Genomic DNA, 13,292 nt, shown 5'->3' with positions numbered 1-13,292 from the left:
CTTTCGATGACGCCTGCTGGTTACACGACGGTTTCGCCGTACCTGATCGTTACCGACGCGCCTGCTCACCAGCGGTTCTTGCAGACGGTCCTTGGCGCCGAGCTGATCCGTAGCATGCCGCGCGAAGACGGCAGCGTGATGCACTCGGAACTACAGATCGGCGACTCTCTGGTGATGCTCGCCGACGCGACCGAGGGTTGGCCCGCGTCGCCGGCGCATCTGCATGTCTTTGTGGACGATGTCGACGCGGTGTACGCGCAAGCTCTTGCCTCGGGAGCTAAGGAGGTCATGCCGCCGGTCCAGAAAGGCGACACCGACAAACGCGGCGGCTTCCTCTTGAACGGCGTTACTTGGTGGGTGGCGACCCGCGTCGAATGAACGCCGACCACCAACCATCCGCCGAGTGGCTGGCGCCGAGCGATTCGCCCCGCTGGGTCGGCCTCGACATCGGCGGCGCCAATCTCAAGATCGCCGACGGCCGCGGCCGGGCCGCGTCGGCTGCGTTCCCGCTGTGGCGAGAGCCTCGGGGGCTCGCGACGGCAATCACGTCGTTACTCGCCAACTTTGCCGCGCCGCGCGAAGCGTCCATCGCGTTGACGATGACCGGCGAACTCGCCGACTGCTACGCGACGAAGGCCGACGGCGTCCGTGCGATTATCGACGCGACGCTCGACGCCGCGGAGGGACGCGCCGTCCGCGTCGCTGCCGTCGACGACCGATGGCTTACGTGCGCCGACGCCAAAGAAAGCCCGCCGCTCGTGGCGGCGGCGAATTGGCGACTCGGCGCCAGGCTCGTCGCTGGGCAATTTCCCAAGGATCGCGGCGTTTGGGTCGATATCGGCTCGACGACTACCGACGTCATTCCGATTGAAGACGGGAAGGTGATCGCCGTCGGCGCCAACGACACCGCGCGTCTGCTGGCGGGTGAGCTCGTCTACACCGGCGTGCGGCGAACGCCCCTCTGCGCAGTGGTCGATCGGCTGCCGTACCGCGGGCGCGAATGTCCCGTCGCCGCCGAGTGGTTCGCGACGACCGCCGACGTGTGGCTCCTGCTCGGACAGTTGCCTGAGAATCCTAGCGACAGCGGGACCGCTGATGGCCGACCGCTGGTTCGACAAGCGGCCGTGGAGAGACTCGCCCGCTGCCTCTGCGCCGACCGCGACAGCTTTGACGTGACCGACGGTTTGACGGTGGCTCGACACGTCGCCGCGATCCAAACCGCAAAGATCGTCGGCGCCCTCGCCCGGCATGACGCCGAGTGGGCCGTCTTCACCGGAGAAGGAGAGTTCTTGGCCCCGCAGGTCGGCAACAACGCCACCGTCGCGGCGACGTCGGTCGCTTCCGGCCACTTCGGCACCGCAGCGAGTCGCTCCTTCCCGGCCCACGCCGCGGCGGTGCTAGCTTCGCACGAGTTGGGGTCCAACCTATGAACGGCCGTGTCGTCATCAAGGTGGGCGGCAGCCTGCTAGCGGAACCAGGCGTCATGCGCCGGGTGGCTGACTGGCTAGCAATGACAGCGAGGCCCGGCCAGATGCGGATGCTGATTGCCGGCGGGGGTGAATCGGTCGAGGCGATCCGCCGGATCGACGCCGCCAATCCGTTGTCGCCCGCGGCCGGTCACTGGGCCGCGGTCGCCGTCATGGACGCCAACGCCCTCCTGCTAGCCGACTGGCTGCCGAATTTCGAGATTCGGGACCAGTACCCAGTCGTGGCGGGAGACTACCTCCTGCAATGCGGACGGCTGCTCCGTGAAGTCGAGCCACACGCCGACGGCGAGCGCCTCCACATCGGTTGGGAGACGACGAGCGACGCGATCGCCGCCCGCATCGCGGTCCTCTGGGACGCCGACCTCATGCTGCTAAAGCATTCACTGCTAGCAACTTACGACGAGCTACCAATAGCCGCTGCTGACGGCGTGATCGATCGTGAGACGCCGAGAGTCGGGGCTTCGGTAGCGTCGACCCAGCTGTTCGGGGTCGTCAATCCCGGGCTAGCGCTTCGCCCGTCGTGAGCCGGACCTGCGGGTGTCGGCGCCCAGGAGGGCCGGTTTTTCGGTTTTTCGCAGGTGAAAGCTTGACGTGCGGGGTGTGCCCAACTCTACTAGTGCCGTGGCGGGAACTCCGCCCGAAACTTTCAGCACGAGTTAGAACTAATCCGAAAGCGGCAATCTCTGGTTCTCTTCCCTGTCTCCCGGCACAAGCTAGGCGACAGCGGCACTGAGGACATGAGATTGCCGCTTTCTTTTTTGCCACATGGGTGAATTCACTCCGCGGCACCGAACAACCGAGCAGTCCTAATCCAGAGAGCGGCCACAAGACCTCCCCCCACGACATTCGGCATTTGCCGAGGGTCGCTGTTGGGTGTCTTGCGGCCGCTCTCTTTTTTTGTCGCTGGAGGCTTCAGCGACGCACATCGGCCCGGATTCGGCCGGAAAAAACTGACCCTCGTCCTACGACCTCCATCCGTTCATTCCTCCGCATCCGACCGCGACGTCCCTGACGACGCCCCTAACAGGCACCTATGAGAATGATGAATCTTAAGACGCACACCCTTTGTTGGGCCCTGCTTGTCGCCACCGCAGCGGTCGGTGAAGCGGCAACGATGAACTGGGGCGATAAGACGACCGCGGGCAGCGATGTGGTCTTCTTGCAAGTCACCGAAGACAACGACGAACCATCGACGGTCTTCGCCCCGGCGGCCACCGGCCCGTCGGTTTCGGGCAACATGCTCGTCTTCAATCCAGTCAACTTCCAGTCGCAAGCCAATAACGGCGCCGACTTGATCGACAGCACACTCAGCACCACGATCCAGGCCAAGCCGGGCGCGACGATCGACTCGATCAGCGTCGATGAGTTCGGCGACTACACCCTCGGCGGTCTGAGCGGCTATGACGCTCTCGCCTCGGTTGGCGCGGCGTTCTTCTGGCGTGTGACAGAAGTGGACGGCGCCCCGGTTTCCTTGTCGACTCAAGTCGCTTCGATGACCTTCACCGGCGGCGGCATGTACGAGCGGCCGGCGGACGACGGCACCGCGGTCCCCTGGACCGGCAACGTGGTCCTCGACGTCGCGGCCTACCTGCTCAGCCAGGGCATCAGCGGCGACGCGACAGAAGTCACGTTGCGTTTCGACAACACACTCCAGACCGCAGCCGACAACTTCAGCAACGCGTTCATCAAGAAGAAGGGCGTCGATATCACCGTCACGCCCGGAGACCCCGTGATCCCCGAGCCGACCTCGGCCGCCCTGCTGGCCCTGGGCGCTCTGGCGTGCGGGTTCCGTCGTCGCTGAAAACCGACGCTGAATCTCGAAGAGAATCAACGACCCGGCGAGCCTCACGGCTCGTCGGGTTTCTTCGTTTCGTCGGGATGGTAGGGGTCTTTCGACTCGTCCTCGGCGGGCTTGATCGCCAAGTGAACGACGCGGATTTGCTCCGATGCAGCGTCGTCTTGTCGAACCCTGAACTCAACTTCTGCATCGGCGTCGAGCCCCGACATCTGCCGTCGCAGGTCCCAGACGGAGCCGATCGCCGCGCCGTTGACCGCCGTTATTGTGTCACCCGCGGCGAGCCCCGCCGTGTCGGCGGGGCCGTCTTGGGTGACACGTTTCAGCTTGGGCGCGGCCCGAAGCGGGTCGTCGTTTGGCAGCGTCACGCCGAGCCACCCGGGGTGCAGGTCACGGCCCGAGGCGAGCGTCGCTAGCCGCGGGGCGACCGCCTCGTACGCCGCCGCGAAGCCGACGCCCGAGTCGTAGAGGCCAACGCCGCTCTGCCCCGGCGGCCCCAAAGGGGTGATCACGCCCAACAGCTGCCCATCGAGACCGATCAGCGGTCCGCCATAATTGACCGGTGAAACCAGGGCGTCGGTCTGAACGGCGCGTGACCCAAGGCGTTCGGTCGCGCTGACGACCCCCACCGTGACGTTCACGGAATCGGCGTCGTAAACACGGCCCAAGGCAATGGCGGTCTCGCCGACGCGCGCCGCACGGCCCCTTAACTTTGGTGGATCGCTATCGGCGGCCTCGCCGACGCTAATCAGGGCGAGCTGCCGGTTATGGTCCCGCGCGACGACGCGAGCCTGCGTCTGCGAACCATCCGCGAAGTGACAGAGAACGCCGGCCGGGTCTTGTCGCAGACCGTAAGTGCTCGTAATGACCCAAGGCTCCTCCAGAGCGTACCCCGTGACCGGCGCCGCGGCGACGCCAAGCGAGTCCGCACCGCCGCCGAAGTAGCGTAGCTGCACGACACGCGGCGCGACTTGTTCAACCGCCCGCTCGATCGCCGCGTCGATGGCGCGTTCGGGCGTATTCGATGCCGCCGCGACGACTCCCCCGCCGACAAACACCGCGGACGTGGCCAACAACGCGACAAGCAAACCGCGTGGACCGCTGTATCGGGTTGCCTGATTCATGGGGCGTCGCCTCGCAGGTTCAGTGTCACCAACCGCTCTTCGCGAAGCACCGTGATCTCCACCGCGGCGTCGCGCGTCAGCCCGCGTTCGATGGCCGATGCGGCGGCCTCGACGGTCCCCACCGTGGCGCCATTGATGGCGACAATGAGGTCGTCGGGCTCCAACCCGGCACGAGCGGCGGGGCTGCCCTCGACCACCCTCTCGATGTAGGCGGGCGACCTCTTGGTAATTGCAGCGATCAGCCCCAGACCGGCACGCCGCAGCGCACGATTCGGATGTGGCGCCGCCATCCGGTCAGCCGTTGCCGCATTGGTTCGATCGCGGATGCGAGCGATGGCCGCGTCGACCGCGTCCGCCGGTAGGGCGTAGTTGAGCCACGCGCCGGTCACCGGCGAACGGCACTCGGCGCCGAGCACGCCGACGAGTCGCCCCGCCTCGTCGATCACCACGCCGCCGCCCGCGCCGGGGTTGCTCGTCACCGCCGACAGCACCAGCACCGGCGAGCCCGCTGCGGGCGCCCCAACGGTGGGGCGTCCCTCGTCAACCGAGGTCGGCATCGAAGCGATCGCCGCCAGCCGCGCTCGTTGCAACGTCACCGGCTCGTCGCCCGCCGCGATGTTGAAGCAGTTCGACAGGGCCCATAGCCGCTGTGAGAGACTCAGTTCGGCGTTGCTCGTAAGCGAAAAGGTCGATGGCGGTTCAACGCCGGCCGGACACTCGACTAGCACCAGCCCGCTCGCCGCGTCGCGGCCGACGAGACGCCCCTCGTAGCGTTCACCATAGGCGTCCACGATCGACACCGTGACGCCATCCAGCGCCGCGCTATCGACCGTCACCACCAGCGCGGGCTCGCCTTCGACGTAGAATCCCGACTGATACCCTTCCAGGCCAGCGATCTGGCCGGCGCCGTACAGCTTCGCGACCGCGAGCTGCGCCGCCGCGACAGGATCGACTTGACGCTCGGCGGCGACAAGCGGCGAAGCGATTGACAAGAGAACGATAGCGATCTGCATTCCGTTCATTGGCGTTCCTCGTCGCTGGTCGCAGAGCCGACAAGCTCGGCGATCGTCCGATCGCCATAACGGATGCTCAGCTCCCTAGGCAATGCAATCGCGTCGCTATCGCCCGCGCCGAACTCGATGCGGACGGCGTCTTCGGCGGCGTCGCGCGAGGCTTCGATCCCCAAGGCCGCGCCGCTGGTCGCGTCGAAGTAGACCTCGACCCGCAGGCCGCGGTGGTTCGCTACGAGGACGTCGTGAGCCCCCTCGCCGGCCCGCCAGGGCAATCGACCGAAGGCTTCAACTTCGTCGAGCACGCCGGCTTCGCCCGCCACAAGTCGACTCCAAACCCACAGCGCGCCGAGCATCGCCGGCGCTTCGGGCGGCGCCGCTTGTGAAGCGAGCTCACGGGTCGCGTCGCAGCGGTACTCGCCCGACTTCGATAGCCAGGCGGCGCCACTCGTCGAAACTTCGAGTGTGACGACTTCGTCTTTGTCACTCTCGTAGGCCCTGCGACGAACGGGTGCCGCGTCCCCGCTGTCGCACAGCGCGAGCAAGCGATCCGTCTCCCGCTGCGTCGCGGCGAAGTTCGAGTAACCAGGCTTCGCTTCGTACAAACCTTTCGGTAGGTCGACCGGCGCCGCGGGCGATTCGGGTTGGTCGCCCTCAACGACTTGCTCGAGTTCACCCGGCGAATGCAGCGCCCCGAGACGCACCGAGCGGCGATCGAGGCGACCGTCTCGCCGGTAAACCAACTCCGCACGCCAACCCGCCGGCAACACGCCGATCGCGTTCAAGAACGCGTTGGCGGTCGGCGTGTCGCGGCCATCGAGCGAGACGAGCTCGTCGCCCGGACGCAAGCCCCGGCGGTAGGCGTCGCTGGAACGTTCGATCGCCCGCACGATCGCCTGCGGCCCGCTCCGCGTGACGACCGTGGCGCCGAGCGTGGCGTGATCGACGATGCGGCCCGTCTTCAGGTGCGACACGAACCGCATCACTTGGTTGATCGAGACCGCGTAACCAACGCCCACATTGACGCGGCCGCGTTTCTCGAACGAGCCACGACCATTGATGCCGATGAGCCGCCCCGCGCCGTCGAACAGCGGGCCGCCCGAGTTACCCGGGTTGATCGCGGCGTCGGTCTGTAGGCAGTCGGCGTACTCGAGGATCGAACCGGCGGGGAACTGGTAGCGATGAACGCCCGAGATCACGCCCACGGTGATCGTCGGCGTAAAGTCCTCGGCGACGAGGAACGGGTTGCCAGCCACGATCGCCGTGTCCGCTACCCGCACGAGGTCGCTGTCGCCGATCTCCGCCGCGGGGAACGGACCGTCGCCAAGCAGCTGCACCAGTGCGATGTCGCCGGTTGGATCGAGCCCGAGCAGCACCGCTTCGTGTAGTGAGCCGTCGCTCATGCCGACGAGCATCTGCGCGCCGCAGGGGGCGGTGACGTGGAAGTTCGTGACCACGAGGCCGTCGCCCGAGATCACGACCCCGGAGCCGCCGTTCGTGCCGGTTGATTCGAAGATCGCCACGGTCGAGCGGCTGAGCTTCTCGATCACGGCGATGCGGGCTTCTTCGGCGGCGATGACCTCGGGCGCTAGCACGAGCGGAGCCTGCGCCAAAGCGGCGCCGGCGAGCGACAGCAACAGGGCGATGGCGAGGCCGTGGCTCATCGGATCACCCTCAGGTCACAGAAGTTGACGAAGTCGCCCGCATCGAGGTTGTCGCCATAATCGACTTGGAGGGTCAGCGTCTTCGCCGTGACGAGCGGCTGGTCGATGACCGCCGGCGCCGACCCACCATCGACGGCGCCGGACCACAGCGTCTTGCCATCGGCGACGATCCGCACCTCGGCCGACCCCGCGAGCGCCGCGTCAGGGTCGAGCCCGACAACGCCCCGCAACCGCTGCGCGCTACTCGGCAGTTCCAAGCGTAGCTCACCGCGACTCCGCAGGGCGACGCCGCGGCCGAACTGCCGCTCTACCGATAGCTCCGGCCAAGCGCCCGGCGCCCGGCGATCGGGGTAACGCAGCGCCAGCGGGCCGCCGAGCAGCGATCGATTGAACGTGTAGCCTTTTGTCGGCGCGGCTTCTTCTTGGAAGTACGCGACGTATTCGTCGCCGAGCACCTTCAATTCATCGACCGAGACGACGCGTCCGCCCGACAGGTCGATCGAGGCGACCGCCTCAATGGGCGCCGATCCATGCGGCAGACGTAGCATCCCGTCGCGATAGGCGACCTCTTCGGCGGCGATCAGCCCGCCATCGGTCAGCGTCACAACCACCGGCCGCTCACGCTCTTGCCTATCGTTGGCGCGATAGAAGCGGATGGCGCCGATCCGCGACCAAGCGGCGTGGACCGGTTCGGCGCCGTCGTCGGCCTCCAGCGCGAAGCGGACCCCTTCGCGACTCAACTCGATAACCACGCCCTCTACCGGGGCGTAGCCCCCGTCGCGACGCTTGACGACAAGCACGTCGCTCGCGCCGCCGCCGTTGGCAAGTTCTAGCGCGTCGCTGCCGCCGAGACGCCACGATGCGATGCTCGCCACCGGCGCATCGATTCGCGCTTCGCCCCTCAAGGAAAACCGTACGGTCTCGCCATCGAACTCAACGCCGATGTAAGCGAACCCCGAACCGTCAACGAGTTCCACTTTGCCAACGGCGGCTTCACTCGAGGGCGATTGCGGCGACTCCTCGAAGACAACCTTGAGCACGTCGCGGCTGGCGAGCTGCGAGCCGCCGTTCTCCGCTAGGCGGACGCCGCGCGAGTCGAGCGACTCGAGCCGGCCCACCACCTCGTCGCCGGTTGTTTCGATCGTCACCAGCGGGGCCGCCGACGCCGGTCCCATCACCGCAGCGATCGCGCAGACCGAGAGCCAAACGAGCGCGGCGCGGCGGCGGGTCGGCGTCGGCATGGAGCGGAGACGGGGCGAGAGGGAAGGCGGGTCAGGGCTGATCGGCGGTGGGGGCGTCCGCCTCTTCCGTGGCGTCGGCTTCGGACGCCAGCGTGCGGAAGTAGTCCTCGATCAGCCCGCGATAGTGCGGCGGGAAGTCGCGCGTGATCGCTTGAGTGAGTCGTTCGCGTTCGGCCGGCGGTAACGAGCCCCAGGCGTCGCCCGCCACGAGGCGTTTGCGGTCCACCTCGCCGGGGCCCTTCAGCTCGCTGGGCAGGCTCTCCTCGGCCGCTTCGCCCGGTTCGGCGCCGCTGCCGCCCTGCGACGCGGCCGCCATCTGTTGCTGCTGTTTGCGTTGCTCTTCGAGTTTCTTGATCAACTCATCGAGCTCGTCGAGGATCTGCTGTTGACGCTCTTGGGTCGTCTCGCCCGGCTCTTCGAGCGCCAGACGCCGCTGCACGTCTTTCATGCGGCGGGCGACGGTCGGCAGCGGTTCTTGTTTCCCTTTCATTTCGCGCCCGAGCGCCGCCACGACCCAGTCGCGCGCCGGCCCCAGCGAATCGAGTTCGTCGCCCGGCAACCGCTTAAGCGACTCGGCCGCTTGTTCGTCGTCGATCGTCATCCGGCCAGCGACGGCCCTCAGGTAATCGAGCAGCGCGGGCGAGTAGACCTCGTCGGCATCGAGGCCCTCGGTCCAAGCGAGGCACGCGTCGTAACGTTCGGCGCCGGCGAGTTGGTCAGCGATCGCTAGGAGGAGCGACGGTGCGGCGTCGCCCAGCGACTTCTTCAGCCACTCCGGCGGCGTGTCGTCGGGCTCCGATACGATCGACGCCAGTTGCCCGTCGGCGATCGCGACGATCCGCACCAACTCAACGCTGAGCCGCGACGGCTGCGGCGTCTCACCGATCGCCTCGGCCCACTGCTGTGCGAGCGCTGGCCCGCCCGGCTGACGCTCAAGCCATCCGCTGACCGCCTCGACCGCCGTGGCGTACGGCGGCGTCTCTTGCCACGGCGTGGCCGACTGATCGAGGTCCGCCGCGTTCGCGCCGGCATGGACGAGCAGGGCAGCGGCCAGCGGGAGTCCCGCGAGGATGCCCCAGCGTGGGCGGTGGGTGACTGCGTCCTGCTTGACGGGCGTTTCCATACCTTCCACTATCGCCCGATGACGCAAACGCCGCAACGTCACGGCGCCCCGCCGGCGACGGCTTCGGCGGCGGCGGCCAGCTTCCGCTGATCGTCCGCCAGCCCGGCCAGCCGCTCCGACACTTCGTCCGCCGGGGCCTCTCCCGACTCCCTAGCGGCCCGCCAGACCTCCGTCTGCCGCATCAGGCGGGCCTGGAGCGATCGGATCATCCGCAGCTCGGCTAGCTTCGAGACGAGGCCCTGGTCGCCCCCCTGGGGGCTCTGGGGGGCGCCCTGAGGGGGCTGCTGCTGTTTCTTCTCCAGGTCGTCGAGCGATTCGTCCACCGCGGCGATCATCTCCGCTAGGGCGTCGACGACCATCTGCTCGATCGCTAGCGTCGTGCTATCGACCTGAGCCTCCCGCAGCCGCTCCTCCGCCGAGCGGATGTCGTCGAGGGCTTGGGTGAGGGCGTCGTCGAAGACCCGCGACGTGCCGTCCGCCCGCACCACCCGCAAGGCCTGGTCCGCCAGGGCGCCGACTTCCCCCTGCCGGCCGGCCAGCTTCGCCGCTGCCAGCTGCCCGGCCCGGGAGGTCGCTTCGGCGGGATCGTCGCCAATCGCCTGGAGGCGGCTCTCGGTGTCTCCAACCAGCCCCGTCTGGGCCTCGTGCATGCGGCGGAACCGCTCGGCGAGCGACGCTAGCTTCCGCTGCTGCTCTTCTTCGCGGAGTTGCTTGAGCCGCTCCTCGGCCTCACGCTGGGCCGCTTCGAGCTCGCGCTGGGCCTCAAGCTGCTCCTCGGTAGCCGATTGGTCCTGCTTGCCGAGCTTCTGCTGCGCGCCGCGCATCGCCTCCCCGGCCGACTCGATCCGGCCGGCGATCGAAGGGCTCTCCTCGCCCGCCTCGCCCTTGCCGTTCTCGGGCTCAGCTTCTCCGGGCTCACCTTCTCCGGGTTGGCCTTCTCCGGGTTGGCCCTCCTTCGGCTTGCCATCGGAGTCGCCGCTCTTCCCCACTGATTCCTTGCCGCGGCCGCTGAGGCGGTCGGTCTCTTCGGCCGGCTCCCGCAATCGCTCGATACGGTCGGCGAGTTCCTCCTGGCGCTCTTCGAGCTCCGCGATCTCACCGCGCTCGGTTCGGCTGCGGATCGCGCGCTGCTCACGGAGCGACGCCCTGATCTCGCGCCGCAGCATCTCTAGCCGCTTCCGTTCCTCTTCGAGTCGCGCCGCGTTCGGGTCGGCCATCACCAGCCGGAGCAGCTCTTCGAGTTGCGTCGCCAGTTCGGTCTGATCACGTCTCGCCGAGGCGTAGCGCTCCTGCTCTAGCAGCACGACCACCTTGTCGAACCGCTCGCCGATCCCTAGCGACCGCGCCTCGCCAATCGCGGTGCGGATCTGGTCGGCCCGCGCGGCGTCGGTCTCCTCGACCGCGTCGGCGATCCGCAGCGCAAGGGTCTCGAGCCGGTCGTAAGCAATCCCCACCTGCCGTTGATCCGTCGCCACCTCCGCCGCGCCGCTAATTGCTAAAGAGACGAAGAGAACTACGAAGGCGCCGAGGGCACGAAGAAAAGGCCCACGTATCGCACGAATCGACACGAATGGATCGATGGAACTCGTGTCGATTTGTGCGATACGCGGGCTCCGCATTTCTTCTGTTGTGTCCTTCGTGCCTTCGTGGGTCATGTTTCTCAATCAAACAGCGACCGCGCGCTGTCGCTCTCTTGACGGGCCGTCTTCTCGTTGACGCGTTGTTGCTCGCGGATCAGGCCGCGGAGCATCGACACTACCTCATTGTACGTCTGCTGCGTGTCGAGGCTCGACAGCACCCGCTCGAGTTCTCCCTTCGCCGTCTGAACACCGGCAAGGGCCGCGGCGAGCGAGTCGGCGTCGGGCGAGGAACGGATCGCGTCGGCGGCGGCCCTCAGGTGCCGATCCTCGATCGCCCGCAGCGGCTGCACGACGCGGCGTTGGAGCCGATCGATCAGGTCGGGCTGCTCCAGGCGGTTGTTCACCACTTGCCGACGGAGGCCATCGGCGCGCGTCGCGGCGTCGGCGATCCCGTCCGACACCTTGCGGACGTCCAGCAGCCGCTCCGCCGACCAGCGGCGCAGGTCGCTAGCCTCTTCGGCGACGGCTTCCTCGGGTTCAGCCCGTCGCCGGCTTTCCAGATCGACCTCGTACTCGAGCCGTTCGACGTCGGTCCGCAGCGCTTCGAGCGACGCCCGCAGGTCGCGCTGCGCGTCGCTGAGCCGGGCGAGCAACTCGGCCGGAGTGACGACCTCGATCTCGATCGAACGGCTCTCCGACCGCGGCCGCTCCGCCAGGTCGTAGCGATCGGTAGCCGTCGCGACGAGCCCGACACGGTCGCCCGGCTGGAGGACCAGTCGCTGAGCCGGGTCGGCCGAGCGGAGCGACAGCAGGTCGGCCTCGCCGCGGACCGTTCTCGGCAACACGGTTGGCGGCTCGACCGGCACGGCGGTCGTCGCCTCATCGCGCCGCAGCTCGAGCCGCACGTCCGCGACGCCGTGGTCGTCTTCCAGCCGCACCCGCACCGGGAGCCGGGCGTCGCGCGTGACGGCGCGGCCGACGCCGTCGAGCGTGAGGATCACCGAGGGCGACGAGTCCTTGGCGACCTCGATCGGCAACTCAATCGGCTCCGACACCAGCCCGTCCGCGGCCGTCGCGACGATCGACACCGCGAGCGACTGGCCGAGCGGCGGCGTCGCGATCGAGACCCGTTCGCCGTCGTCGTCTAGTTGAGCCGTCAGCTCCTGCGGCGTTTGGTTGTCAGCGCCGCGGCAGGTCGCTTGAACGGAGGCGAGCCTTTTCGACGCGCCGGCGTTGATCGTCGCCACGCCCCCTTCGGGGAGCGGCCGCAGGGTAGTCGCTTGGCTCGAAGTGGGCGGCGCGTCGAGATACGCGGGCGGTTCCAAACGCACCGTGAGGTTAGTGAGTTGCGGACGGTCCGCCGCGACGAGGCGCACCCGGAGGCGTCCGTCGCCGCCGCGGATCGTCAGCGCCACATCGCTATCGACGCGCTCGACGCGGCGCCGATATCGCTGCTGGATCGTGCGGTCCCGCACCGGGGCGCCGACGCGCGTCAGTGTCGTGAGCGTCTGCCGCCCGCCCCGCCGACCGCCGCGGGCCCACAGCGTCTCGGGGGGAGCGTCGGCGCCATCGACTTTGGCGATCACCTCAAACTCCGCCGGCTCGCCGCGGGCGACGACCTTTGTCCATTCCCCCGTCGGCTTGTCGTGCGAGAACCCCTCCGCGATGAGCTCGACCCGTCGTGGCCACGTCGCCTCGGACAACGCGACCCGCTGCACGAAGCTCGTCGCCATATCGGGACGCGCTACGGCGATTAGCAGCGCGATCACTGCGCCGGCGATCGCAAACCAAGTCACCGCCGACGAAGCCGGCGGGCTCACCAGCGCCACGTCACCCAACGTTCGGGCGGCCGCGTCGGCGTCTTGGATCGTCGACTCGCACAGCACCGAGTGGTGGCGCTCGTGGCGCCGCACGTCGAGCGCCGTTGCGATCAGGTCGGCCTCGCGCGGGTGCTTGCGATGCAGCAGCGTGACCACTTCGCGATCGGTGATCAAACGCGTCAGCCTCGGCGCGGCGACAGCGACCAGCCAACCCAGACCTAGCGCGAGCAGCGTCATCTCGACCGCCAGGCGGACGTTCGCCGAGGGCTCCATCCAGCGGTCGGCGATCAGAAACAGCCACCCCAACAGCACGAGCGCAGCCAGCACCAGCCAGCCGATGCGACCGGAGATGGCGCCGTGCAGCTCGTTGCGCAGCCGCACCAACAGCGCGTCAACGGCGGCGCCGGGGGGGCGTTCGGGGATAGGCGGTTCGTTAGTCAAAGCAATC

At 68.0% G+C, this 13,292-nt stretch carries 11 protein-coding genes; 4 read left to right on the top strand and 7 right to left on the bottom strand.

All coding sequences use genetic code 11. The annotated features are described in order from the left end of the window. Nucleotides 1-6 precede the first annotated feature (6 nt). The 4 genes from Spa11_RS05655 (at nucleotide 7) to Spa11_RS05640 (ending at nucleotide 3,288) form a co-directional block, all read left to right on the top strand. Nucleotides 7-378, top strand: a complete 372-nt coding sequence (locus tag Spa11_RS05655; protein ID WP_145109161.1) for a VOC family protein — start codon at nucleotides 7-9, stop codon at nucleotides 376-378. Then, complete coding sequence (locus Spa11_RS05650; protein WP_145109158.1) at nucleotides 375-1,430, top strand: hydantoinase/oxoprolinase family protein; 1,056 nt, start codon at nucleotides 375-377, stop codon at nucleotides 1,428-1,430. The genes Spa11_RS05655 and Spa11_RS05650 overlap by 4 nt, the downstream gene beginning before the upstream one ends. Beyond that, nucleotides 1,427-2,011, top strand: coding sequence for an amino acid kinase family protein (locus Spa11_RS05645; RefSeq protein ID WP_145109155.1), 585 nt, complete (start codon nucleotides 1,427-1,429; stop codon nucleotides 2,009-2,011). The genes Spa11_RS05650 and Spa11_RS05645 overlap by 4 nt, the downstream gene beginning before the upstream one ends. Nucleotides 2,012-2,526: 515 nt before the next feature. Next, on the top strand, nucleotides 2,527-3,288 hold the full coding sequence (locus tag Spa11_RS05640; protein WP_197529771.1) for a PEP-CTERM sorting domain-containing protein: 762 nt from the start codon (nucleotides 2,527-2,529) through the stop codon (nucleotides 3,286-3,288). A gap of 44 nt (nucleotides 3,289-3,332) precedes the next feature. Here the strand turns inward: Spa11_RS05640 and Spa11_RS05635 are convergent, their stop codons facing one another. From Spa11_RS05635 to Spa11_RS05605, 7 genes are read right to left on the bottom strand one after another with little or no spacing between them, the layout of a single operon-like run. Then, complete coding sequence (locus tag Spa11_RS05635; RefSeq protein ID WP_145109148.1) at nucleotides 3,333-4,406, bottom strand: S1C family serine protease; 1,074 nt, start codon at nucleotides 4,404-4,406, stop codon at nucleotides 3,333-3,335. Continuing rightward, nucleotides 4,403-5,428, bottom strand: coding sequence for a S1C family serine protease (locus Spa11_RS05630; protein ID WP_145109145.1), 1,026 nt, complete (start codon nucleotides 5,426-5,428; stop codon nucleotides 4,403-4,405). Before Spa11_RS05630 ends, Spa11_RS05635 begins: the two co-directional genes overlap by 4 nt. Beyond that, nucleotides 5,425-7,080 carry a S1C family serine protease gene (locus Spa11_RS05625; RefSeq protein WP_145109142.1) on the bottom strand — a complete coding sequence of 552 codons (1,656 nt, stop codon included), beginning with the start codon at nucleotides 7,078-7,080 and terminating at the stop codon, nucleotides 5,425-5,427. The genes Spa11_RS05630 and Spa11_RS05625 overlap by 4 nt, the downstream gene beginning before the upstream one ends. Continuing rightward, nucleotides 7,077-8,321 carry an NPCBM/NEW2 domain-containing protein gene (locus tag Spa11_RS05620; protein WP_145109139.1) on the bottom strand — a complete coding sequence of 415 codons (1,245 nt, stop codon included), beginning with the start codon at nucleotides 8,319-8,321 and terminating at the stop codon, nucleotides 7,077-7,079. Before Spa11_RS05620 ends, Spa11_RS05625 begins: the two co-directional genes overlap by 4 nt. Nucleotides 8,322-8,352: 31 nt before the next feature. Next, entirely contained in the window at nucleotides 8,353-9,444 is a 1,092-nt protein-coding gene (locus Spa11_RS05615) for a hypothetical protein (RefSeq protein WP_145109136.1), read from the bottom strand. A 38-nt stretch (nucleotides 9,445-9,482) separates the two neighbouring features. After that, nucleotides 9,483-11,099: a coiled-coil domain-containing protein gene (locus Spa11_RS22790; protein WP_197529770.1), complete on the bottom strand. Its 1,617-nt coding sequence runs from the start codon at nucleotides 11,097-11,099 to the stop codon at nucleotides 9,483-9,485. Between the two features lie 5 nt (nucleotides 11,100-11,104). Beyond that, the gene (locus tag Spa11_RS05605; protein WP_145109133.1) at nucleotides 11,105-13,285 is read right to left on the bottom strand and encodes a hypothetical protein; all 2,181 of its coding nucleotides are present in this window, start codon (nucleotides 13,283-13,285) and stop codon (nucleotides 11,105-11,107) included. Nucleotides 13,286-13,292: the final 7 nt, after the last annotated feature.

It is taken from the genome of Botrimarina mediterranea (genome assembly GCF_007753265.1).
GTDB classification, from domain to species: domain Bacteria; phylum Planctomycetota; class Planctomycetia; order Pirellulales; family Lacipirellulaceae; genus Botrimarina; species Botrimarina mediterranea.
Note: the sequence above shows the minus strand (reverse complement) of the source record. Positions and strands in the feature narration are given on the sequence as shown.

Excerpts from the sequence above, each read along its gene's own strand:
- Spa11_RS22790 (WP_197529770.1), bottom strand. The coding sequence starts at position 11,099 with ATGACCCACGAAGGCACGAAGGACACAACAGAAGAAATGCGGAGCCCG.
- Spa11_RS05640 (WP_197529771.1), top strand. The coding sequence starts at position 2,527 with ATGATGAATCTTAAGACGCACACCCTTTGTTGGGCCCTGCTTGTCGCC.
- Spa11_RS05615 (WP_145109136.1), bottom strand. The coding sequence starts at position 9,444 with ATGGAAACGCCCGTCAAGCAGGACGCAGTCACCCACCGCCCACGCTGG.
- Spa11_RS05630 (WP_145109145.1), bottom strand. The coding sequence starts at position 5,428 with ATGAACGGAATGCAGATCGCTATCGTTCTCTTGTCAATCGCTTCGCCG.
- Spa11_RS05620 (WP_145109139.1), bottom strand. The coding sequence starts at position 8,321 with ATGCCGACGCCGACCCGCCGCCGCGCCGCGCTCGTTTGGCTCTCGGTC.
- Spa11_RS05635 (WP_145109148.1), bottom strand. The coding sequence starts at position 4,406 with ATGAATCAGGCAACCCGATACAGCGGTCCACGCGGTTTGCTTGTCGCG.
- Spa11_RS05625 (WP_145109142.1), bottom strand. The coding sequence starts at position 7,080 with ATGAGCCACGGCCTCGCCATCGCCCTGTTGCTGTCGCTCGCCGGCGCC.
- Spa11_RS05645 (WP_145109155.1), top strand. The coding sequence starts at position 1,427 with ATGAACGGCCGTGTCGTCATCAAGGTGGGCGGCAGCCTGCTAGCGGAA.
- Spa11_RS05655 (WP_145109161.1), top strand. The coding sequence starts at position 7 with ATGACGCCTGCTGGTTACACGACGGTTTCGCCGTACCTGATCGTTACC.
- Spa11_RS05650 (WP_145109158.1), top strand. The coding sequence starts at position 375 with ATGAACGCCGACCACCAACCATCCGCCGAGTGGCTGGCGCCGAGCGAT.